The following is a 19,692-nucleotide window of genomic DNA, read 5'->3' as shown; positions in this document are numbered from 1 at the left end:
TGTCAAACTTTGAAATCCATCAAACTATGATGGATGTCGTATTATCGGGGTCATGGCACGTGCGCCGCAGCATCCCGAGGTCTCCGAGTTCGAGCTCCAGCAGGTGCTGGAGGCGATCGTCGACCCGGTCCGCCGGAGCATCGTCCAGCAGCTCGACGCCGCGGACCACGACATCAAGTGCGGTGACTTCGACATCGCGGTGCACAAGTCGACCGCCACGCATCACTTCAAGGTGCTGCGTGAGGCGGGACTGATCCGGCAGTACTACGTCGGCACATCCCGCCTCAACGCACTGCGTCGCGACGATCTCGACAAGGCCTTCCCGGGGCTGTTGGACGCCCTCGCTGTCGGCTAGCCGAGGAAGGTGGTCAGCTCGCTGATCACTGCCTGTGGGTTCTCCTCGGCGAGGAAGTGGCCGGTCCCGGGGACCTTGTGGACCCGTACGTCGGTGCCCTGGCCGGACCAGACAGCCAGGTTGGACTCGTAGCTGTACTCCGACGTCAGACCGAGGAACGGCGCGGTGATTTTGCCGTAGCCGGCGAAGTCGACTACGTCCTGGTGGAAGCCCTGGTACCACGCGTTGCCGGCGCGGATCGCGTCCGGAGCGGCGTACGCGTGGGCGTAGACGCGCCTCGAGAGCTCGTCGATCGCCGACGGATCCGGTGGGAAGGCGTCCATGAAATAGTCGACGATGTGCCGCGACCGGCCGGTGATCAGCTTCTCGGGCAGGCTCTGGACCTGGTTGAACGCGAACCACCACAGGCTGAAGCCTTGCCCGGGGCGGACGAGCAGCGGCAGGTCGTACAGCGACGGGTCGGGGTGGCCGACGTCCATCAGTACGAGCTTGCGGGTCGCGGCGCGGTGGTTGACCGCGAAGCTGTGCGCGACCATCGCGCCGATGTCGTGGCCGGCGATGTTGACCGAGTCGTAGCCGAGGTGGCGGACCAGGTTGTAGACATCGGCGGCCATTGTCTTCTTGTCGTAGCCGTCGGCCGGCTTGGCTGATCCGCCCATGCCGCGGAGGTCGACGGCGATCACCGTGTAGTGCTTGGCCAGCGCGGGCAGGATCTTGTTGAAGGACCACCAGGTTTGTGGCCAGCCTGGCAGCAGTACCAGCGGCTCACCGTGACCGCCGATGACGTAGTGCTGACCTTTCGCGTACTTGCTCCGCAGCCCCAGCTTCCGTGCCAGTGCGGCATCGGACGGTACGCCGCTTGTGCCCGTGGTCGTGCCCGTCGCCTGTGCTGTCGGCGCTGCTCCGGTGACCCCAGCAGCCACGGCTGCCCCCGCTCCGAGCGCGAGCAACCGCCTCCGGTCCATGTCCATTCGCCCACCCCTCGCCAGGCAGCACCGCGGATCGACGCCGCCGTCCAGGCACACTAAATGCCCCGACGGGTCATGCCCCGGCTCGTTGCTCACAGCTCCGCGATGGTGACTGTTTCAGTAGTCGTGCTGTCCGGATTCGTGACGGTTTCGCGGTGGAGGGCGGCGCCTGGGGGCAACTCGGGATCACCCGGCCAGGTTGGCGGTGGTACCGGTTTTCCGTGCTCATCCTCGCTGTCCCTAGTGCTCACCACTCGAGCGTGACATGCCTGCGCCTGTGAGTGAATGGCTTATCCGAGGACCGTGGTTGTGTGAGGATCGCTGGAGCATAGGGAGGCCGGAATGTCCGCTACTCGTTACCTGTACCTCGTTCGGCATGGGGAGGCGTTGCCGGATCAGAGTGGGGTGACTGTGAAGGGGCGGCGGCAGGCGGAGTTGCTGGGGAAGCGGCTTCGGGACGTGCGGTTCGCGGCGTTTCATCACAGTCCGTTGCCGCGGGCGGTGGAGACGGCTGGGGTGGTTGGTGGGCTGTTGCGGGCGGGTGTTCCGGCGGAGGGTTCGGCGGCGGCCGGTGATTATCTTCCTGCTGCGCCGGCGGCTGGCGAAGTACCGGCTGAGTACGCCGACTTCGTGCGTAACGTGCTGGGGCAGTTCACGCCTGATGAGCTGCAAGAGGGGCCGCCGCTTGCGCGCCAGGCTCTGGAGCTCTTCACCGGTCCAGCCGACGGGCCCGAGGATCGGCACGAGTTGCTCATCACGCACAACTTCCTGGTCGGGTATCTCGTCACCCAGGCTTTGGGCGCACCGGGCTGGCGCTGGCTCGCGCTCAACCACTGCAACGCGGCGCTCACCGTCCTTCGCTACACCCCAGGTCGTCCTGCAACAGCCCTTGTTTACAACGACATGCGGCACCTGCCCAAAGACCTCCGCTGGACCGGCTTCCCCAAGCCAGAGGCGGGTCTGTGAGCGACGGCAAGCTGGTCAGAGACCGCATCCCAGACCTCATCCGCGCCAATGGCGAAGACCCGATCACCTATGTCGCCGCCCCAGCCGAGTACCGCCAACGGCTCCGCGACAAGCTGCTCGAAGAGGTCGACGAGTTCCTCACCGCCGACTCCAGCGCCGCCATCGAAGAACTGGCAGACGTACTGGAAGTCGTCTACGCCTTGGCCGCCGACCTAGGTACCGACCACCCAACGCTCGAGCAACTCCGCCAATCCAAGGCCGCCGAAAAAGGCGCCTTCACCAACCGCCTGGTCTGGCTCGGCTGCCGCTGACCCGACCGCTCGGTACGCCCCAGTCGATGTGGCCGAGAGGCCGGGCACTGCCCCGAACCCCGGCTAACCCCGCTCCGGCGGGATCAGGTGGTCGCGCAAAGAAGTGGTAGGAGTAGAGGTCAGAAGTTGGCCGCTACCGTCTTTAGGGTGGAGTCATGACTACGAAGGAGCGGATCGTGACTGGTGAGCGGGACGACATTCTGGACTTTCTGGGTAAGCACCGGTACTTCCTGCGGCACACCGCTGAGGGGCTGACCGACGAGCAGGCCAACACGCGCAGCACGGTCAGCGAGTTGACGATCGGTGGGCTGATCAAGCACGTGACCGCGGTCGAGCAGAACTGGGCCGAGTTCGCGCAGAACGGTGGGGGCAAGGAGGTTCCGGCGGAGGTCGAGTTCACGCCGGAGATGATCGCCGAGTGGGAGAACCAGTTCCGGCTGGCCGAGGGGGAGACGCTGGCCGGCGTACTGGCCGAGTACGAGAAGGTCGCGGCTGCCACCGACGATCTCGTCCGGACGCTCGACCTCGACGCGAGCTACGAACTCCCGGCGGCGCCGTGGCAACCGCCGGGTGTCTTCTGGACGGTACGCCGGGTCTTCCTGCACATCACCGCGGAAACCGCCCAGCACGCCGGCCACGCCGACATCATCCGCGAGACGATCGACGGCCAGAAAACGATGGGCTGAACGCTTCTCGGGGAAGTAGCCTCGGCGGGCATGAGGTGGTTGGAGTCACCCGCCGCGCTCGCCGAGGCCTTAAAGGAGCTCGCGCCCGCGCTGGCGGCGTACCCGATCGTGGTGCGCGAGTCGCGGGATGAGGACGACCCGGTGTGGTGGTCGGCGAGTGCGGTCGTGGGGGAGAGGTACGTCGCGAAGTACGCGTGGTCGGAACCGGCGGCGCTCCGACTAGCGCACGAGATCGCCATGCTGGACGCGTTGCCGATCCCGCACCTGCCGGAGGTCGTTGCCAGCAGCACCGATCCGGTGCTCTTGGTGACCAGGGTTGTGCCGGGCAGGGCGTTGTTCGACATCGTGGACTCTGTCGACCTGGACGACGCCGGTCGACAACTCGCCCACTTCCTGAGCGAGCTGCACTCTGCGGCGACACTGGCCGGCGTCGAAGCTTCGGTCGGCGCCCTCCGCCCTGCATCGCTGCCGCCGGTCTCGACGGACGTACTGCGTGAACGGTTCGTTCAGTGGACTCTGCCGGAGCAGCGTCCGGCCGTTCTCGCGTGGTGCGACTGGGCGGACGAAGTACTGGCAACGCCGGGTCCGACCGTCCTCGTCCACGGCGACCTGCACGGCGGCAACCAGATCTGGGACGGCGACCAACTCCGCGCAGTCGTCGACTTCGAGACCGCAGGCCTCGCAGAGGCGGAGTACGACCTGCGCTGCTTCCCCGGAACAGGCCCCGGCGTAGAGCTACTAACTGCCACCCAACGCCACTACGACCACCTCACCGGCCGACGCCTCTCTATGCCGCGAGTGATGGCCTGGCACCTCCGTACCGTCCTCAGCGACGCCCTCTGGCGCAGTGAAGCCGGCGTCCCCCTACCCGACGGCCGAACCCCACCCGCCTGGATCGACGACCTCACCGACCGCTTCGCAGCCCTCGGCATCAACCCGCTCTAGCCGAACTTCCGCACATCTTGCGCGCGCTGGCAAGCAGCAGCAACCTTCGCAGCCCACCCCAACGCATCCGCCCTGGTCGGCACCGAGACGATCAACATCCCGCCGATGAGCTCCTTGCCTTCTGCATAAGGTCCATCCGTAACACTCCCATCGATGCCCACGACCGCATGCTCGACACCATCCCCGTCGTACTGCAGCCCGTCGGCGAACACATAAACCCCCGCCTCCTCGGCCTCCTTACACACCGCCGCGGCCGGCCGCCCCACCTCGGGCAGCTCCTCCTCGCTGATGTGCCCCATCGCCCCACGCCCGAACGAGATCAAGTACTCCGGCATCTCACCCCTCCACATCCCGGCAGCCACTCCAGCTACCACTCATCCGTACTACGAACGTCCATCTCCAAATCCGACAGGAGACCTCGCACAGTTGTTCGAGATAGCCGGACATCAGTGAGTCACCCGCCGACCAGTCCACGGATCGGTGTTGGGCGCTCGACAATCTGGGTGAAGGTCATCGGGATCTTGCCGTCGGGCGTGGTCGCCGCGCCGTTCGCTGGAACTGAAGGCGTATTGGATCCGTAGTCGGTCTAGGTTGGACGGGGTGGCGCCTTCTCTGCCTCAATTTTTCGATCTGCGACTTGGCTCCACGTGTCCGACATCTCGCGCATTGCTGCTGTTTTATCTTTGATTGCCGGGTCCAGAGTAAATAATGCCGAGAGAAGGCCCCAAGCGGCACTGAGCAAGGCTCCTCTCTGGATTGAATTCTCAGCGGCTCCCAGGACGGGAGCGATTGCGATATAGCCGAGGCCGGGAATTAATGTTATGGCTACGAATTTCCCGACGGCTTGAAGTTGATCCCGCCGGCTGGTCTTGGCTCGCGGCTCTGGTGCTCGATATTTGGCTGCAAACCAATTCTCCGTCGATATTGCAGTGATCTGATGGCGTAGAACGTTGCTCGCGGTCTCCCAGCTCTTCCCAGAAGGAGCAATCATGGATCGTTTCAGGTGTCGTAAGGTTTGCGCTACTCCTTTGAGTTGATCCGAGAGCCAAGCGCGCGTTACGGGGTCGTTCGGGCAAGCCTCTTTCGGCACTTCGGATTCCAGCAACTTTGCGGCCGATTCTAATTGCGAGAGCCATCTCCGTCGAATGACCGGATTGTTTTGCTTATCGACGTTTGCCATACCCGAAAGGATGGATGCGAGCATGTCTATAACATTTGCTCTAGCAAACAGGCGGTAATGTCGACGCCACCATTTCCGGAAATATAGTGAAGTGATCAATTGACTCACGGTGGCGGCGCTGACGATAATCCCGCCGCCGATAATGCCAAGCGATAGCAGGTGGAGTTTGCTGTGCGACTGACTGATTAGGCGATACATGCCAGTCCCAGTCAGAATGGCTGCCAGTCCGGTAAGTCCAATGAAAAACGTCTGCGGGGAGTAGTAGCGTGTCAATCTGAAGATGGAAGCTGCGAGAACGCATACTGCAATCGATGAAAGCGGCATAAGCAGGATTCGCTCGAGTGCTGGGTGTGGGCTGGAGTTGCTGGAGTAATGGACTGCCAATCCCGAAATGGCTGCCACGAGGAATATGCTTCGCAATGCGGCCCGAACTATTCTCCAGTTTTCAAACGTTCGAGCGTATGAAAGCGCAGCGCTATCCAACTGAGCATTCAGTCGATAATATTGCGACAAGTTACGAAAAGATAGCTTGTCTATCACCCAGAGGTCCTCGCACTGGACCTTGAAATTCTCGGCCTTCGCCCTCTCTGTTCTCAGTAGCAGGTGATCGACTGTTGCGCGCTTCAGGCGAACGTAGAGCCTTTCGATTGTTGAAACGTATGGCTCGCTTGGGTCGTTATCAGGGATCAGTGAAAATTCTTCGCGTAGGTGGGCGTGCCAATCGGTGCCGTAGTAGACCCAGTACATCTCGTACCGTACTTTGGGATGTGATCTGACATGTTGGGATAGCCTGGAGGCAAAATCGAGTGCTCGCCTATAATTTCCGACCGCAAAGAGTAGGTCCAAATACTTTGCGGTTATTCGCACGTTGTTCGGCGCTAGACGTACGGCATCTTCGATATGCGCTAATGCTTGCCCGAGATTGTCCTCATCTTCGGCGATTTGGGCAAGTAGTAGCTCAGCGATTGGGCGAGATGCAGGGTCGTCCTTCAGGTCTGCGGCGAGAGAACTGGCTTCGGCGTACCTCTCAGCTAGAAGTAGGTCTCCGACCTGTTGAATTGCGGGGTGCTCGACTTCATCCGCCCAGTCAGGATCTCCGGTAGTGGTAGCCTCAGGCTCCACATGACTGCTCATTCAAGCCCCCCAATAAGATCAGATCGCCGTCATACGCGATGTGCGATGAATAGTGTCCCGCGTTGTGTCTGGTTCCGCATCCATCGGCGAGTCGAACCTATCTGAGGTTTCTGTTGACCGGCAGGCTGCGTAGGCAGTCTTTTGCTGGCCCGAGCCGCGCAAGCGGGCAGGCATGGTCGCTACTGGACGAGGCCACGAAGTAGATCTACCGAGGTGGTCTCTGGCGCATGCAACATCGCCGTATTTAGTGATGACTGCTGCGGGAGTATCGAAGCGGTCGCGACGGTTGGCAGGATGGGAGACTTCCCTGCAAGGCCTGCGGCTAATCGCTCGCGACCGGCCTTGACGACTTCCTCTACTTGGACTCCGTCCGGCAAAGTGCACTTGTTCACGGTGTTTCCATCCCCGGCTACCTGAGCGCATGTGTGTCTACAACGATCGAGGCCGACTTCGGAGCCTCCTCGACAGTCTTACCGCCGACCCCTCTCGGCCAAGGACAGACGGTCTGAAGTCGCCAACAGCGACCCGGTCGGTCCCTGGCGCGGAACCGTTGAAGATCGCTGAACAAGGAGTTGCCAGCCTGGCGATCCGACCCCTGGGCCGCAGCGCCTTGGTCTACGGCATCCGCCCGCCGCGCGATGTAGCTTCGGACAGCTTCGCTAGGTATTGGGAGCCGAGGTCGTTGCGTTGGCACATGCCCATATGGGGTCATTGCCTAGCGCGACCGCTCGCGCGTTGAGGGCTGCTGGGGATGCAGCCAGAACAGTTCTCCGGGCCGCGGTAGGCCTGGCGTCCGTTGCGCGCAGTGTGGGTCGAGTGGACATCGCGCGAAGGCGGGGCTGGTTTGGGTGGGCTCGGTGTGGCAGGCGCGACATATGAGTTCGGGTAGGGCAACACGTCGGCCCCACGCGATCGCGGTTTAATCCGCAATACGTGGGGCCGTGGTGGTTTGGGTGGGCTCAAGACGTCAGCCCGCTAGATGAGGATGGGTAGGGCTGCGTCTGTCGGCAGCTTAACGCCGGTGGTGTGGCAGTGGTAGCCGTTGGGGTTTGGCTAGATACTGCTTGTGATGGCCGTACCACGGGGACTTCAGAAGACGTGGATCGGGCGGAGTTCGATGGTTTCGCCGGGGCCGGCGAAGGTTTGGGCTACGGTGTCGGCGCGTTCTGGGGTGGCGACGTCGATGAGGAAGAAGCCGGCCAGGTGTTCCTTCGCCTCCGAGTACGGGCCGTCGGTGATGACCGGGCGGCTACGGGAGTAGCGGTAGAGGCGGGACTTGGCCGGGTCGCCCAGCGCCTCGCCGCCGAGCAGTTCGCCGCTGGCCTGGAGCTCGCCCAACAGCTTCTCGAAGTCCGAGTTCAACCGGTCGCGTTCGGCCTTGGGAAGGGCCTGGTGCTCGGCCACCGTGTCCCCGGTCGGATGGCCCCACGGCTGCGGGTTGGAGTGGATCAGTACGACGTACTTCATCAGAGTTCCCTAACGTCAGAGCAGCCGCCGATCGGCCCTCTCGAAGCTACATCGGCACCGACCAGCGACTCTCGACATTTCAACCGCAGGTCCTCGAGCGCGTAATGCACTGACCCCACGCGATGCGGGTTTGATTCGCATCGCGTGGGGTCGCGGGTGGGGTTAGGCGTCTACTGGGAACTTGGCGCCGGTGTTGCTGTGGCAGCGGTAGCCGTTGGGGTTTTTGGCTAGGTACTGCTGGTGGTAGCCCTCGGCGTAGTAGTGGGAGTCGAGGGGGGCGATCTCGGTGGTGATGTCGCCGTAGCCGAGGGGCTTGATGACGGGGGCGTAGAGGTCGCGGGTGCGCTCTGCCTCTGCCTTCTGGGCCTCGGTGGTGTAGTAGATCGCCGAGCGGTACTGGGAGCCGAGGTCGTTGCCCTGGCGCATGCCCTGTGTCGGGTCGTGGGTCTCCCAGAAGACCTTCAGCAGGTTGGTGAAGGTGGTCTTGGTGGGGTCGTAGACGACGCGGACCGCCTCGGTCTGGCCGGTGCGGCCGGAGCAGACCTCTTCGTACGTCGGGTTTGGGGTGTAACCGCCGGCGTAGCCGACCGCGGTCGTGTAGACCCCGGGCTGCTGCCAGAAGATCTCCTCGGTGCCCCAGAAGCAACCGGTGCCGAACCAGACCTCTTCGAAACCCTCGGGAGCGGGTGCGGTCTGCGGCGTACCGAGCACGATGTTGTCCGCCGGTACGGCGAAGGTGGGCTCTGGGCGGCCGGGCAGCGCGCGCTCGGGCTCGACCAGGGCTGTGTTGCGGTTGAAGAACGACATCTCACGCCTCTCGCAAAGTGGCTTTCATAGTCTCTCAACGCGACGCCCGGGGTGAACCTTCCCCCGGCCGATTACGGGGCGTTTACGTCAAGCGATCATCGCGGCGGTACGCCGGAGCGGTGGACCCGCCGTGAGCGACTCGTACGACGCCGCCAACCGCTCCACGGCGTCACGCAGCGTATCCGGATCCAGTGTGTACGGCAGCCGCAAGAACGACTCCAACCCGCCATCAGGTGAGAACCGCGACCCAGCGACCAGCAGTACTCCGTTCCGCTGGGCCACCCCCACCAGGCTCGACCCCACCGGCTCCGGCAGCTCACACCACATCGACAGCCCACCACCGGGCAACGTGAACCGCCACGACGGTAGCGCGGTATGGAGCGCCGCAGCGAGCGTGTCCCGCCGCAGCGCCAACGCGGCCCGCCGCTCGGGCAGTACCGACCTGTACGACCGCAGCAGCCGAGTAACGACCAGCTGCTCGAGCACGGGCGCCCCCAGGTCGAGCGACGCGCGCGCGTCGAGGATGCGGGCGACCAGTGTCTCCGGCACCCGCAGCCACCCGATCCGCAGCCCGCCCCAGAACGACTTGCTCACCGACCCCAGCGTGATCACGCCCTGCGGATCGAACGACGCGAACGGCGGTGGCATCTCCTGCCCGTCCAGCGGCAACTCATACAGAGTCTCGTCGATGATCACGGTCGTCCGGGCCCGAGCGAACGCCCGAGCCAACCGCTGCCGATCCGCAGCAGACATCAACCGCCCGGTCGGATTCTGGAAGTCCACCACCATCCACGCGGCCCGCGGCGCCGACTGCCGGATCGTTGCCTCCAGCAAAGGAAGGTCCCAGCCGTCAGGACTCATCGGTACGCCGACCACCCGGCACCCCGCCCGCCGGATCGTGTCGACCGAGTTGGGATGCGTCGGGCTCTCGGTCAGCACCCGGTCGCCGATCTGTGTCATCGCCCGGACCGCGATCGCGGTCGCGGCCAGCGCGCCGGCCGTGACGATGATCTGGTCAGCCGTCGTCGGCAGTCCGCGGGCCCGGTACGACGCGGCGATCTCCTCCCGCAACTCGGGCAGTCCCTGGGGGTGGTACCCGGGCGTCGCCAGATGCAGCGGCAGATCCTCGACGGCCTCGGCGACCGCGCTGTTGATCCCCGGCACGGACGGCGACGCCGCGCAAGTGAAGTCGTAGAGCCCGACGGTGTCGATCCACGGCGCGTGATGCCGCCCGAGCTCCGGCTCGACCTTCGACGGCAGCGAGGTGACGCTGCCCGAACCCCGCCTGCTCACCAGATACCCGCGGTCGCGCAGTTCCCGGTACGCCGAAGCGACCGTCGTCCGGCTCACCCCGAGCGCGTCGGTCAGCTCGCGCTCGGACGGCACCCGCGCGCCAGGCATGATCCGCCCGTCCGCGATCAGCAGCCGCAGTCGCTCGGCCAAGCTCCGGTACGCCGGTCCAGAGTCGTCCGACCACGTACCGAGCAGGCCGGCCAGAGTGCTTGCGGGGAGCTGTTGCCCTGTCATGCAGTCCACTATTGCCCAAGTGGCTATCGAACACCAGGCCAATCGGCCGCAAACTGGATCCTGTGACCGCCACTTCGGAAGCCCCTGCCGCCAAACCAGTCCGAGGCCGCCAGCTGGCCGCGCTGAACCCGATCGAGCAACTCAAGGCCGGTCACCTGCCGCGCCGCCTGATCCAGCTGTACATCGGGCTGCTGCTGTACGGCGGTTCGATGGGCCTGATGGTCCAGGGCAACCTCGGCCTCGACCCCTGGGACGTCCTGCACTCCGGCCTGACCAAGCACGTCGACCTCAGCTTCGGCACGATCGCGATCGTGGTCAGCTTCATCGTGCTACTGGCCTGGATCCCGCTGCGGCAGTGGCCCGGACTCGGCACGATCAGCAACGCCATCGTGATCGGCCTGGCCGTCGACCTGACCATCGCGCTCGTGGACCGGCCGGATCAGCTCTGGCTGCGGATCGTGTTCATGGTGGCCGGCATCGTGGTGAACGCCCTGGCGGGTGCGCTCTACATCGGCGCCCAGCTCGGCCCCGGCCCGCGCGACGGCATGATGACCGGGCTTGTCCGGCGTACCGGAAAGAGCGTGCGACTTGTCCGCACGAGTATCGAGGTCACCGTGCTCGCGGTCGGCTGGTTGCTCGGTGGCGTGGTCGGCATCGGGACTGTCGCCTATGCGCTGGCAATCGGGCCGTTGGTCCACATCCTTCTTCCGCTCTTCACGGTCAAGCTCAAGACCGAAGCAGCGGCCAGGTAAAGCTGCGGCTGCCGGACCAGGGGGCCCGGCAGCCGCACACCCACAGGACCCCTCAGCCTGTGGAATCCATGAGGGTCAGCCGACCGGCTCGAGCCTGCGGTCCTCGGCCTTGGAGACCGGGGCTGTTGTGATTTTGCGTGGCCACCAGGCGCGGTGGCCGAGGAGTGCGGTCACGCTGGGGACGAGCAGGATCGACATCAGGAACGCGGAGATCACGATGCCGGCCGCGACCGAGAAGCCCATCTCGGTCAGGAGTGCCATGCCGGCGAGCATCAAGGAGGAGAACGTTCCGGCGAGGATCAGGCCGGCCGCGGCGACCGACGGGCCGCCGTGTTCGATCGCCAGGTCGGCGGCTTCGCGGGGATCGGTGCCGCGCTCGGCTTCCTCGCGTAGCCGGGCGATCATCAAGATGTTGTAGTCGGTGCCGATGGCAACGACGAAGACGTAGAGCATGATCGGCAGCGAGAACGTCACGCCCGCGTGGCCGGCCGCGCCCTGGAAGACGAAGACGGTCGTGCCGATGGTGGCGAAGAAGCTGAGTACCACCGCCAGCATCAGTACGAGGGGCGCGAGCAGGCTGCGCAACAGGAGGGCCAGGATGAGCGCGATCAGGCCGCCGGCGACGGGGAAAATGACCTTGAGGTCGCGGCTGTTCGCGTCGCGGATGTCGGTGTAGCTCGCGCTGACTCCGCCCAGCAGGGTCGTGGTGTTGGGCGGCTTGTTGGCGTGGGCCGCGTCGCGCAACGGGCCGTCGACGAGGTCGAGGGATGCCTTTGCGTAGGGCGGGTTCTTGAGTACTACGTTGAGCTTGGCGACAGTCTTGTCCTGGTTGAGCAGGACGGGTGAGCCGTCGGGGGTGGCTGGTAGGAGAGCGCCTACGCCGTCGACCTTCGCCAGCTTTTCGGCGTACGACGTGAGGGTGGCGGGGCTCAGCGGCGTACCGTCCGTGCTCTTGACGTAGACCGTGGTGGGGTCGAGGGCGCCGGCCGGGAAGCCGGACTGGAGGTCCTTGATCGCCTTGGACGACTCGGTGTCCTTGGGGAGCTGGCTGAAGGCGTCGTAGTCGACCTTCATGCCCAAGGTGCCGAGGGCGAGGATTGCCATGATGCCGCCGGAGACCAGCGCGACCACGCCCGGCCGGCGGGCGGTGAAGCGGCCGATGCGCTTGAAGGCCGCGCCCTTCGGCGTCTTCTGCCAGGACTTGCTCGGCCAGAAGACCTTGGGCCCGAGCAGCGAGACGACGGCGGGGATCAAGGTGATCGCGGCGAAGGCCATCACGGCGACGGCGATCGCGAGGCCCGGGCCGAGGCTCTTGAAGCCGCCGAACACGGCCAGCAGCAGCGCGCTGAAGGCGACGACGATCGCGCCGGCCGCCGAGACGATCACCTCGGAGACGCGGACGGTCGCGGTGACGAGCGCCTCCTTCGGCTGCTCGCCGGCGCGGAGGCGTTCGCGGAAACGGAACAGCAGGAAGAGGATGTAGTCGGTGCCGACGCCGAACAGTACGACGGTCAGCAGGGTCTGCAGGTCCTGCGTCACCTCCAGGTCGAACGCCTTGGCGGCGAGCGCGATCAGGCCGGGCGCGACCGCGGTGACCAGGCCGACGGTGAGGATCGGCAGGAGGGCTGCGATCGGGCTGCGGTAGATGAACAGCAGCAGGCCGATGATCAGGACGACGGTCGCGATGCCGACTACCACCAAGGCGTTGTCGAACGCGTCCTGGTTGTCGAGGAAGAGGGCGGCGTCGCCGGTTACGCCGTACCGGAGTCCGCTGTCGGCCATCGCGGGGCCGATCAGGTCGCGGACCTGCTGGACGGCGTCGAGGACGGCCTGGTCGTCGGGCAGTCCCTTGAGTCCGACGCTGACCAGCTGGACCTGTTTGTTGGGGGAGAGCGCCTGCGGGCCGGTGACGGCGCCGGTGACGCGGTCAATGTGTTCGGCGGTGATCTTGCCGGCCAGTTCGGCGGCTTCGGCTTGGTCGGCGGCGGTCAGTACGCCGTTGTCGCCGCGCTTGATCACGATGCTCGCGGTGGCGTCGTTGGTCTGGCCGAACGCGTCGGCGGCGAGCTGCTGCGCCTGAACCGACTCGTACGAATCAGGCAGGAAGCTCGCCTGGTCCTTGTTGGTGACGTCCGCGAGCGTCGGCGCGAACGCCAGGACGGCGATCGCGGCGACCACCCAGGCGGCGATCACCTTCCACGGGTTGTGGACGACGAAGCGTCCGAGCTTGCTGAACACGAGGGTCCCTCCCTTGCCTTCCAACTACCTGCCGGTCGGTAGGTAGACTACCTGCCGCACGGTAGGTAAGAGAAGTGAGAGGGTGGTCACGTGCAGCATGAGAGCGGAGCGCGCGACAAGGCTCGCGACACCAAGGCGGAGATCCACCGGGCGGCGCTCGAGCTGTTCTCGAGCCGCGGCTACGAGAAGACCAGCCTGCGGGAGATCGCCGAACAGGTCGGCATCACCAAGGCGTCGCTGTACTACCACTACTCGTCGAAACAAGATCTCCTGCAGGCGATCATCGGTACCTTCTTCGACGACATCAAAAGCGTCTTCGCCCAGGTCGGCGAGCAGCCGTGGTCGCCGGACCGCGAGCGCGAACTACTCGCTGCCTACCTCGACGTCGTCATCAAGCACCGCAGCACCGGCCCGACCGTCCTGCGCGACATCACCGCCGTATTGGCCGCCTTCGACGACCAGCTGGACGACCTCATCGCCCAGAGCCGAGCCTTCCAACTCTGGCTGGCCGGCCCCGACCCAACCCCCACCGACCGGGTACTCGCGGCCGCTGCCGTCGAGGTGGTCGGCGCCGTCCTCTCAACCGGCCTGGACGAATCCGACGTCTCCGACGCCGAGCTGAAAGCCATCCTCCTCGACGCAGCCGGCGCAGTCCTCTCCCGCAAAACCAACTAACAACCCGCGGGTCAGCGTTCCTGGCCTTCGGGTTTGTGGTGTTTGTTGTGGGCGGGGACGGCTTCGCCTTGGCCGGTGGTGGCTTGTTGGGTGGCCGGCTTGGAGGCTACGGCCCCGTTGGCCGGGGCGATGCCGTCGAAGGCGGCGGCTGCTTCGGGGGCGCGGTGGCGGCCGGTGCCGGCTTCGGGAGACTGCGAGGCGGCCTCGGGGGACTGGGAGGTGGCTTCTGGGGTGAGCATCGTGTTGTTCAGGCCGGCGTGGACAGCCTTGGCCTGGGCGGCCTTCTGGGCTGCGAGGTCGGGCTGAGGTGAGGTCGAGGGGGCGGTGGTAGCGGGGGCGTTGCGGCCGATCGGGTTCTGGCGGCGTTCGTTGTAGTCGGTGCGGAACTTCTCGGCCTTGGCGATCGCGCCGTTGGCGCCGTCGCGGACGGCGTTCTTCCAGCGGGAGGCGGTGTTCACCGCGTTGGCTACTCGTTGGCCGGCGGATTGGCGTGGGGGCTGGGTGGCGGCGGTTGCCGCGGCGATTCGGGCCTGGGTGTGGTGGTGTTGGGCCGCCTGGTTGATGCCGGCGCGCAGTGGTGCGTCCAGTTGGGCGACGGAGAGTTGGGCCAGGTCCTGCTTCGTGACGCGGGAGCGGCCGATGCCTTGCCGGACGGCAGGGTCGATGCGCTTCACCTCGCTCTTGGCCTGGGCGTAGGCCATCTGGAGCGTTTGCTTGCCGTGCCGGATGTCCTTGCGGTTCTGGTTCCAGTTCGAGAGCTGTTTGAACGGGTTGCGGGTGCGCTGCGAGGCCGGGGTCGTCGCCTGGACCTGCGCCGCGGCCTGCGCGTTGAGTTGCTGGGCGACGCGCTCCTGGTTTCCGCCTTGCAGCCCGTTGATGTTGGCGTGAGCCAGGTGCTTCAGGTCCTGGCTGTTCATCTTCGAGCGACCGATGGCGGCCAGCACGGCCGGGTCCATCCGCTTCACGTCACGTTGCGCCTGGGCGTACGCCGCCTTCAGGGTCCGGGTGCCTCGCCGGGTCAGCCGGCGCGGGGACGGGTTCGAGAGGCTCATCGGATCTCCTAGTCGATGTAGACGGCGTAGTTGACCCCGACAGCGGTCGTCAGCGGATCGCTACTCGGCCTGGTGCTGTACAGCCGGTACTGCGCTCCCGGCCGCACCCAGACCGCTAGATGCCGACGGCCCGCACCCGCTCCCGGTTCCCACTCGTCGTCGAACCCGTCGGCGCTGTCGTCGTTCACGTAGTCGGGCACACCCCAATGCTGCGTCGCCAGCGCGAGGTGATCGGGCCAGCGCTCGTCCAGCCCGGCCTCCGCGGCCTTCAGATCATCAGGACCGATGTCGTACGCCGACCAGCCGCTGTCCGGACAGTCCGAGAACGCCAGCCCGGCGAAGACGACCATCGTGATGCCACGGCCGGTGGTGAAGCCCCAGGAGACCATCTCGTCGTCGATCGTCTCGCCCGGCTCGAGCGGCCACGGCTTCCAGGTGGTCGAGGCCATCACCCGATGGACGAGCGCGCGGACCACTGCCTCGCCCGACTCGTCGTCGTCGGGCCCGGCGATCGGGGTCCAGTCGGTGATCTCGGCGAGGTCGGCCATCGCCAGGCTGTCCTCGTCGAGCGACCTGTCCTGCGTCTTCATCCGGCGGATTCCTTCCGTCTGTCGTCAGCCAGCGAAACTCTAGGCCCATCCCAGGTGCACCCGCCGACCGTTATCCACAGGCATGTCTCGCGGCTGGGACGGGATTCCAGCCGGAATGGGACCAGGCCGTACGCTGGTCCGGTGAACTCTGAACACTCCTACGGCTTCGAGACGCTTGCGATCCACGCCGGAAACGAGCCCGACCCGACCACCGGCGCGGTGGTGCCGCCGATCTACGCGACCAGCACCTACAAGCAGGACGGTGTCGGCGGGCTGCGCAACGGTTACGAGTACTCCCGGTCGGCCAACCCGACCCGGACGGCTCTGGAGGAGTGTCTGGCGGCGATCGAGGCGGGCACCCGCGGATTCGCGTTCGCGAGCGGGCTGGCGGCCGAGGACACCCTGATCCGGTCGCTGTGCGTGCCGGGCGACCACGTCGTCTTCCCCGACGACGCGTACGGCGGCACCTTCCGGCTGTTCTCCAAGGTGCTCGGCGCCTGGGGCGTCGAGATGACCCCGGCGGCCGTGACCCACCCGGAGGCGATCCGGGCCGCGATCCGCCCCGGCAAGACCAAGGTGGTCTGGCTGGAGACGCCGACGAACCCGCTGCTGAACGTCGCCGACATCGCGATCGTCGCGCAGATCGCGCACGACGCGGGCGCCATCCTGGTCGTCGACAACACCTTCGCTTCGCCGTACCTGCAGCAGCCGCTGGAGCTCGGCGCCGATGTGGTGGTGCACTCGACCACGAAGTACATGGGCGGGCACTCCGACGTGATCGGCGGCGCGCTGATCGTCCGCGATGCCGACCTGGCCGACAAGATCGCCTTCCACCAGAACGCGATCGGCGCCGTCGCGAGCCCGTTCGACTCGTTCCTGGTGCTGCGCGGTATCAAGACGCTGGGCGTCCGGATGGACCGGCACAGCGACAACGCGGAGAAGGTCGTCGACTTCCTGCAGCGGCACAAGGGCGTCACCTCGGTGCTCTACCCGGGCGTCGAGGGTCACCCCGGCCACGAGACCGCCGCCAAGCAGATGAAGCGGTTCGGCGGCATCGTGTCGTTCCGGGTCACCGGTGGTGAGCAGCACGCGCTGGACATCTGCAACAAGGCCGAGGTCTTCACGCTGGGCGAGTCGCTCGGCGGGGTCGAGTCGCTGATCGAGCACCCGGGCAAGATGACGCACGCCTCGGTCGCCGGTACGCCGCTGGAGGTCCCGGCCGACTTGATCCGGCTCAGTGTCGGCATCGAGACGATCGACGACCTGCTCCAGGACCTCGACCGCGCGATGTCATGAGCCTGTGGGTGGCGGTCGACTTCGGGTCGACCTTCACCAAGGCGATCGCGGTGGACGCCGGCTCGGGTGACCTGGTCGCCCGGGCCGAACACCGCACGACCGTCGACAGCGACGTGATGGACGGCTGGTACGCCTGCCGTACTGCGTTGCTGGCGGCGGACTCGGGTGTCGCCGAGGCGGAGGTACTGGCCTGTTCGAGTGCGGGCGGTGGCTTGCGCATCGGTGTCGTCGGCAACGAAGAGCTCGTCACCGCGGAAGCGGGCCGGCGGGTCGCGTTGTCGAGTGGCGGCCGGGTGGTTGCCGTGGTCAACGGTGGGCTGACGGCAACCTCGCTCAAGGCGCTCAGGGCCGAGCGGCCGGATGTGGTACTGCTGCTCGGTGGTACCGATGGCGGCAACTCGGCGGTGATCACCAACGCGGCCGCGGTGCTGGCGAAGTACAAGTGGCGGCGGCCGGTGGTTGTTGCGGGCAACGTCGAGGCACAGTCCAGGATCCGTGAGTCGTTGTCGGAGGCAAATGTTCCGCACGTGATCGCGGACAACGTCGTGCCGGAGATCGGGTTGTTCGCGCCGGACAGTGCGCGGGCGGCGATCCGGGAGATGTTCCTGGCACATGTGATCGGTGGCAAGAATCTGTCGCGCGATCCGGGTTTCGCGAGGATGGTCCGGGCGGCGACGCCGGATGTCGTACTCCGCGGCGTCGAGGTCCTCGCCACCTTGCACGGAGACGTCGCCGTCGTCGACATCGGTGGGGCGACGACGGACGTTCACTCGGTGATCGAGCTCGATCCGGAGGACGCGAACCTCGGACGTGAGGTGGTCGCCACGCATCCGGTGACGCGGACGGTCGAAGGCGACCTGGGGATGCGCTGGAGCGCCGTACCGGTCGTTGGCGCTGGTGTGGAGGCTGGGTTGCTCGAGGCCGGTACTGCGCTCGAGGCGGCGGCCGTGCGTCGGCACGAGGACCCGTCGTTCCTGCCGGGTGATGCGACGGAGGCGTCGTACGACGAGACGCTGGCGCGAGTGGCGGCGACCGTGGCGCTCCGGCGGCACGCGGGTCGGCAGCGGGTCGTGTTCGGACCGGGTGGGCGGGTGATCGAGCGGTCCGGGAAGGATCTGCGCGAGGTTGATCTGCTGGTCGGGTCCGGGGGAGTGCTGCGGCACAACGGGCCGGAGGTCGCGGCGCGGATCCTCGGTGGGATCTCGGCCGGAGCGCAGGAGGAAGGCTGGCTGGTACCGACCGCAGCGCGCACGTGTGTCGACTCCGACTATGTGCTGGCCGGGGTCGGGCTGCTGGCTGAACTGGATCCGAAGGCGGCCGAGGGACTGGCCGCGCACATTCATGGAACCGTCCGGAGCGGGCACTAGTCTCAGGAGAACCTGAGACGCGGAGGTGTCATGAGCAAGCCGGACGAGCCGGTGCGGCGGGACGACTCGACCGACGGCGCCGAGGCGGTGCCCGCTGAGAGCGCGACGAGGGTCGATGTGCCCGAGGTCGGGCGGGACGGGGAGAGCCCCGTCGCCGACAACGCGGCAGACGACCACGTCAGCGACACGGTCGTCTCGACGCGCGACGAGGAGCACCTGCTGGTGGCGTCCAGCAAGGGGACGATCGACACCGGCGTCACGCCGGGGATGCAGATCGCCAGTGCGTGGTCCTGGCGGTTCCTGGTGATCGTCGCGGCCGTGCTCGTGATCGCGTACGGGATGCGGTACCTGTCCGAGGTCGTCGTACCGGTGACCGTCGGCATCCTGCTCACCGCGTTGCTGGTGCCGGTGACCAACGCGCTGAGCCGGCTCAAGCTGCCGCGCGGCGCCGCGGCCGGGATCACGGTGATCGGCACGATCGCGCTGGTCGCGGGGTTGCTCACGCTGGTCGGGACGCAGATCGCGGGTCAGTTCGACCAACTGTCGGGCCAGGTCGGCGAGGGCTGGCAGAAGCTGCGCGACCTGCTCCGGCTCAACTTCGGGCTGACCGAGAAGGACATCACCGACTCGCTGAACAAGCTCCGCGACACCGTGATGAACGGTGGCGGCATCGGTCAGCGGGCGGCCGAGGTCGGGACGACCGCCACGCACGTCGTGGCCGGCCTGTTCATCGCGTTGTTCTGCCTGTTCTTCTTCCTGTACCAGGGTCCGCAGATCTGGGCCTGGGTGGTGCGGCTGTTCCCGCGGCACGCCCGCGAGAAGGCCGACTCGTCCGGCCGCAAGGCGTGGGTCTCGCTGACCGCGTTCGTCCGGGCGACCATCATCGTGGCGGCGGTCGACGCGATCGGCATCTCGCTCGGCGCCGCGATCCTCGGGCTGCCGCTGGTCAGCGCGATCGGGATCCTGGTCTTCGTCGGCGCGTTCGTACCGGTGGTCGGCGCCCTGGTCAGCGGCATCGTCGCCGTCCTGGTCGCGCTGGTTGCCAAGGGACCGATCTTGGCGATCATCATGCTCGGTGTCGTGATCGCCGTCCAGCAACTGGAAGCGCACGTCCTGCAGCCGTTCCTGCTCGGCCGCGCGGTCAACGTCCACCCGCTGGCGGTCATCCTGTCGATCGCCACCGGCGTCATCATCGCCGGCATCGTCGGCGCCCTACTGGCCGTCCCGACGGCCGCCGTCCTCAGCACCATCGTCAACCACCTGGCCGGCCACGACGTAGACCCAGAACCACCCCGCCCCATCCCACGCCGCCCAATACCCCGTCGGCGCCCCCCAGCCCCCACAACCGACAAGCCCTAACCCCGCCCCCACCTCCG

Annotated in this window: 19 protein-coding genes; 10 read left to right on the top strand and 9 right to left on the bottom strand. The window is 66.3% G+C overall.

What is annotated here, in order from left to right; translation table 11 throughout:
- The first annotated feature begins 52 nt into the window (after nt 1-52).
- Entirely contained in the window at nt 53-355 is a 303-nt protein-coding gene (locus ABD116_RS22015; RefSeq protein WP_343973222.1) for an ArsR/SmtB family transcription factor, read from the top strand.
- On the opposite strand, the gene ABD116_RS22010 is transcribed toward ABD116_RS22015, so the two are convergent.
- Nucleotides 352-1,326, bottom strand: coding sequence for an alpha/beta fold hydrolase (locus ABD116_RS22010; RefSeq protein ID WP_343973219.1), 975 nt, complete (start codon nt 1,324-1,326; stop codon nt 352-354). The genes ABD116_RS22015 and ABD116_RS22010 overlap by 4 nt on opposite strands.
- 339 nt (nt 1,327-1,665) lie before the next feature.
- Between ABD116_RS22010 and ABD116_RS22005 the strand changes: the two genes are divergently transcribed.
- The 4 genes from ABD116_RS22005 to ABD116_RS21990 all read left to right on the top strand — a co-directional run bounded on the left by ABD116_RS22005 (nt 1,666) and on the right by ABD116_RS21990 (nt 4,231).
- Complete coding sequence (locus ABD116_RS22005; protein WP_343973216.1) at nt 1,666-2,289, top strand: histidine phosphatase family protein; 624 nt, start codon at nt 1,666-1,668, stop codon at nt 2,287-2,289.
- Nucleotides 2,286-2,600 carry a nucleoside triphosphate pyrophosphohydrolase gene (locus ABD116_RS22000; RefSeq protein WP_343973214.1) on the top strand — a complete coding sequence of 105 codons (315 nt, stop codon included), beginning with the start codon at nt 2,286-2,288 and terminating at the stop codon, nt 2,598-2,600. Before ABD116_RS22005 ends, ABD116_RS22000 begins: the two co-directional genes overlap by 4 nt.
- Before the next feature lie 155 nt (nt 2,601-2,755).
- Nucleotides 2,756-3,286 carry a DinB family protein gene (locus ABD116_RS21995; protein WP_343973213.1) on the top strand — a complete coding sequence of 177 codons (531 nt, stop codon included), beginning with the start codon at nt 2,756-2,758 and terminating at the stop codon, nt 3,284-3,286.
- Between the two features lie 30 nt (nt 3,287-3,316).
- A complete protein-coding gene (locus ABD116_RS21990) occupies nt 3,317-4,231 on the top strand; it encodes a phosphotransferase (protein WP_343973211.1) in 915 nt (304 codons plus the stop codon).
- Here ABD116_RS21990 and ABD116_RS21985 read toward each other — a convergent pair.
- From ABD116_RS21985 to yczR, 5 genes are all read right to left on the bottom strand, one after another.
- Nucleotides 4,228-4,566: a YciI family protein gene (locus ABD116_RS21985; RefSeq protein ID WP_343973209.1), complete on the bottom strand. Its 339-nt coding sequence runs from the start codon at nt 4,564-4,566 to the stop codon at nt 4,228-4,230. The two genes, ABD116_RS21990 and ABD116_RS21985, sit on opposite strands and share 4 nt — an antisense overlap.
- Before the next feature lie 251 nt (nt 4,567-4,817).
- Nucleotides 4,818-6,545 carry a tetratricopeptide repeat protein gene (locus ABD116_RS21980; RefSeq protein ID WP_343973206.1) on the bottom strand — a complete coding sequence of 576 codons (1,728 nt, stop codon included), beginning with the start codon at nt 6,543-6,545 and terminating at the stop codon, nt 4,818-4,820.
- 1,089 nt (nt 6,546-7,634) lie between these two features.
- Entirely contained in the window at nt 7,635-8,012 is a 378-nt protein-coding gene (locus ABD116_RS21975) for a YciI family protein (protein ID WP_343973203.1), read from the bottom strand.
- A gap of 162 nt (nt 8,013-8,174) precedes the next feature.
- The gene (msrA, locus tag ABD116_RS21970) at nt 8,175-8,819 is read right to left on the bottom strand and encodes a peptide-methionine (S)-S-oxide reductase MsrA (RefSeq protein ID WP_343973200.1); all 645 of its coding nucleotides are present in this window, start codon (nt 8,817-8,819) and stop codon (nt 8,175-8,177) included.
- Nucleotides 8,820-8,906: 87 nt separating this feature from the next.
- The gene (yczR, locus tag ABD116_RS21965; RefSeq protein ID WP_343973197.1) at nt 8,907-10,346 is read right to left on the bottom strand and encodes a MocR-like transcription factor YczR; all 1,440 of its coding nucleotides are present in this window, start codon (nt 10,344-10,346) and stop codon (nt 8,907-8,909) included.
- Nucleotides 10,347-10,408: 62 nt separating this feature from the next.
- On the opposite strand from yczR, the gene yczE reads away from it, so the two are divergent.
- On the top strand, nt 10,409-11,098 hold the full coding sequence (gene yczE / locus ABD116_RS21960) for a membrane protein YczE (RefSeq protein WP_343973194.1): 690 nt from the start codon (nt 10,409-10,411) through the stop codon (nt 11,096-11,098).
- A 75-nt stretch (nt 11,099-11,173) separates the two neighbouring features.
- On the opposite strand, the gene ABD116_RS21955 is transcribed toward yczE, so the two are convergent.
- Complete coding sequence (locus ABD116_RS21955) at nt 11,174-13,336, bottom strand: MMPL family transporter (RefSeq protein ID WP_343973191.1); 2,163 nt, start codon at nt 13,334-13,336, stop codon at nt 11,174-11,176.
- Nucleotides 13,337-13,426: 90 nt separating this feature from the next.
- Here ABD116_RS21955 and ABD116_RS21950 point away from each other — a divergent pair, with 90 nt between their 5' ends.
- Nucleotides 13,427-14,011 (top strand): TetR/AcrR family transcriptional regulator, encoded by a 585-nt coding sequence (locus ABD116_RS21950; protein WP_343973188.1) that lies wholly within the window; start codon nt 13,427-13,429, stop codon nt 14,009-14,011.
- An 11-nt stretch (nt 14,012-14,022) separates the two neighbouring features.
- Here ABD116_RS21950 and ABD116_RS21945 read toward each other — a convergent pair whose 3' ends face one another.
- On the bottom strand, nt 14,023-15,063 hold the full coding sequence (locus ABD116_RS21945; protein ID WP_343973185.1) for a hypothetical protein: 1,041 nt from the start codon (nt 15,061-15,063) through the stop codon (nt 14,023-14,025).
- Nucleotides 15,064-15,071: 8 nt separating this feature from the next.
- The gene (locus ABD116_RS21940) at nt 15,072-15,653 is read right to left on the bottom strand and encodes a hypothetical protein (RefSeq protein ID WP_343973183.1); all 582 of its coding nucleotides are present in this window, start codon (nt 15,651-15,653) and stop codon (nt 15,072-15,074) included.
- A 141-nt stretch (nt 15,654-15,794) separates the two neighbouring features.
- On the opposite strand from ABD116_RS21940, the gene ABD116_RS21935 reads away from it, so the two are divergent.
- The 3 genes from ABD116_RS21935 to ABD116_RS21925 are packed head-to-tail and all read left to right on the top strand — an operon-like array spanning nt 15,795 to nt 19,675.
- A complete protein-coding gene (locus ABD116_RS21935) occupies nt 15,795-16,949 on the top strand; it encodes a cystathionine gamma-synthase (protein WP_343973180.1) in 1,155 nt (384 codons plus the stop codon).
- On the top strand, nt 16,946-18,316 hold the full coding sequence (locus ABD116_RS21930; RefSeq protein ID WP_343973177.1) for a glutamate mutase L: 1,371 nt from the start codon (nt 16,946-16,948) through the stop codon (nt 18,314-18,316). Before ABD116_RS21935 ends, ABD116_RS21930 begins: the two co-directional genes overlap by 4 nt.
- 30 nt (nt 18,317-18,346) lie before the next feature.
- Nucleotides 18,347-19,675 (top strand): AI-2E family transporter, encoded by a 1,329-nt coding sequence (locus ABD116_RS21925; RefSeq protein ID WP_343973174.1) that lies wholly within the window; start codon nt 18,347-18,349, stop codon nt 19,673-19,675.
- Nucleotides 19,676-19,692 lie beyond the last annotated feature (17 nt).

This window comes from Kribbella koreensis (assembly GCF_039525325.1).
Classification (GTDB): domain Bacteria; phylum Actinomycetota; class Actinomycetes; order Propionibacteriales; family Kribbellaceae; genus Kribbella; species Kribbella koreensis.
Note: the sequence above shows the minus strand (reverse complement) of the source record. Positions and strands in the feature narration are given on the sequence as shown.

Bases quoted from the DNA above. Each gene is read 5' to 3' on its own strand.
- ABD116_RS21925 (WP_343973174.1), top strand. From the start codon at position 18,347: ATGAGCAAGCCGGACGAGCCGGTGCGGCGGGACGACTCGACCGACGGC.
- ABD116_RS21985 (WP_343973209.1), bottom strand. From the start codon at position 4,566: ATGCCGGAGTACTTGATCTCGTTCGGGCGTGGGGCGATGGGGCACATC.
- msrA (WP_343973200.1), bottom strand. From the start codon at position 8,819: ATGTCGTTCTTCAACCGCAACACAGCCCTGGTCGAGCCCGAGCGCGCG.
- ABD116_RS21945 (WP_343973185.1), bottom strand. From the start codon at position 15,063: ATGAGCCTCTCGAACCCGTCCCCGCGCCGGCTGACCCGGCGAGGCACC.
- ABD116_RS21940 (WP_343973183.1), bottom strand. From the start codon at position 15,653: ATGAAGACGCAGGACAGGTCGCTCGACGAGGACAGCCTGGCGATGGCC.
- ABD116_RS21930 (WP_343973177.1), top strand. From the start codon at position 16,946: ATGAGCCTGTGGGTGGCGGTCGACTTCGGGTCGACCTTCACCAAGGCG.
- ABD116_RS22010 (WP_343973219.1), bottom strand. From the start codon at position 1,326: ATGGACATGGACCGGAGGCGGTTGCTCGCGCTCGGAGCGGGGGCAGCC.
- ABD116_RS21990 (WP_343973211.1), top strand. From the start codon at position 3,317: ATGAGGTGGTTGGAGTCACCCGCCGCGCTCGCCGAGGCCTTAAAGGAG.
- ABD116_RS21980 (WP_343973206.1), bottom strand. From the start codon at position 6,545: ATGAGCAGTCATGTGGAGCCTGAGGCTACCACTACCGGAGATCCTGAC.
- ABD116_RS22015 (WP_343973222.1), top strand. From the start codon at position 53: ATGGCACGTGCGCCGCAGCATCCCGAGGTCTCCGAGTTCGAGCTCCAG.
- ABD116_RS21995 (WP_343973213.1), top strand. From the start codon at position 2,756: ATGACTACGAAGGAGCGGATCGTGACTGGTGAGCGGGACGACATTCTG.
- ABD116_RS22005 (WP_343973216.1), top strand. From the start codon at position 1,666: ATGTCCGCTACTCGTTACCTGTACCTCGTTCGGCATGGGGAGGCGTTG.
- yczR (WP_343973197.1), bottom strand. From the start codon at position 10,346: ATGACAGGGCAACAGCTCCCCGCAAGCACTCTGGCCGGCCTGCTCGGT.
- ABD116_RS21975 (WP_343973203.1), bottom strand. From the start codon at position 8,012: ATGAAGTACGTCGTACTGATCCACTCCAACCCGCAGCCGTGGGGCCAT.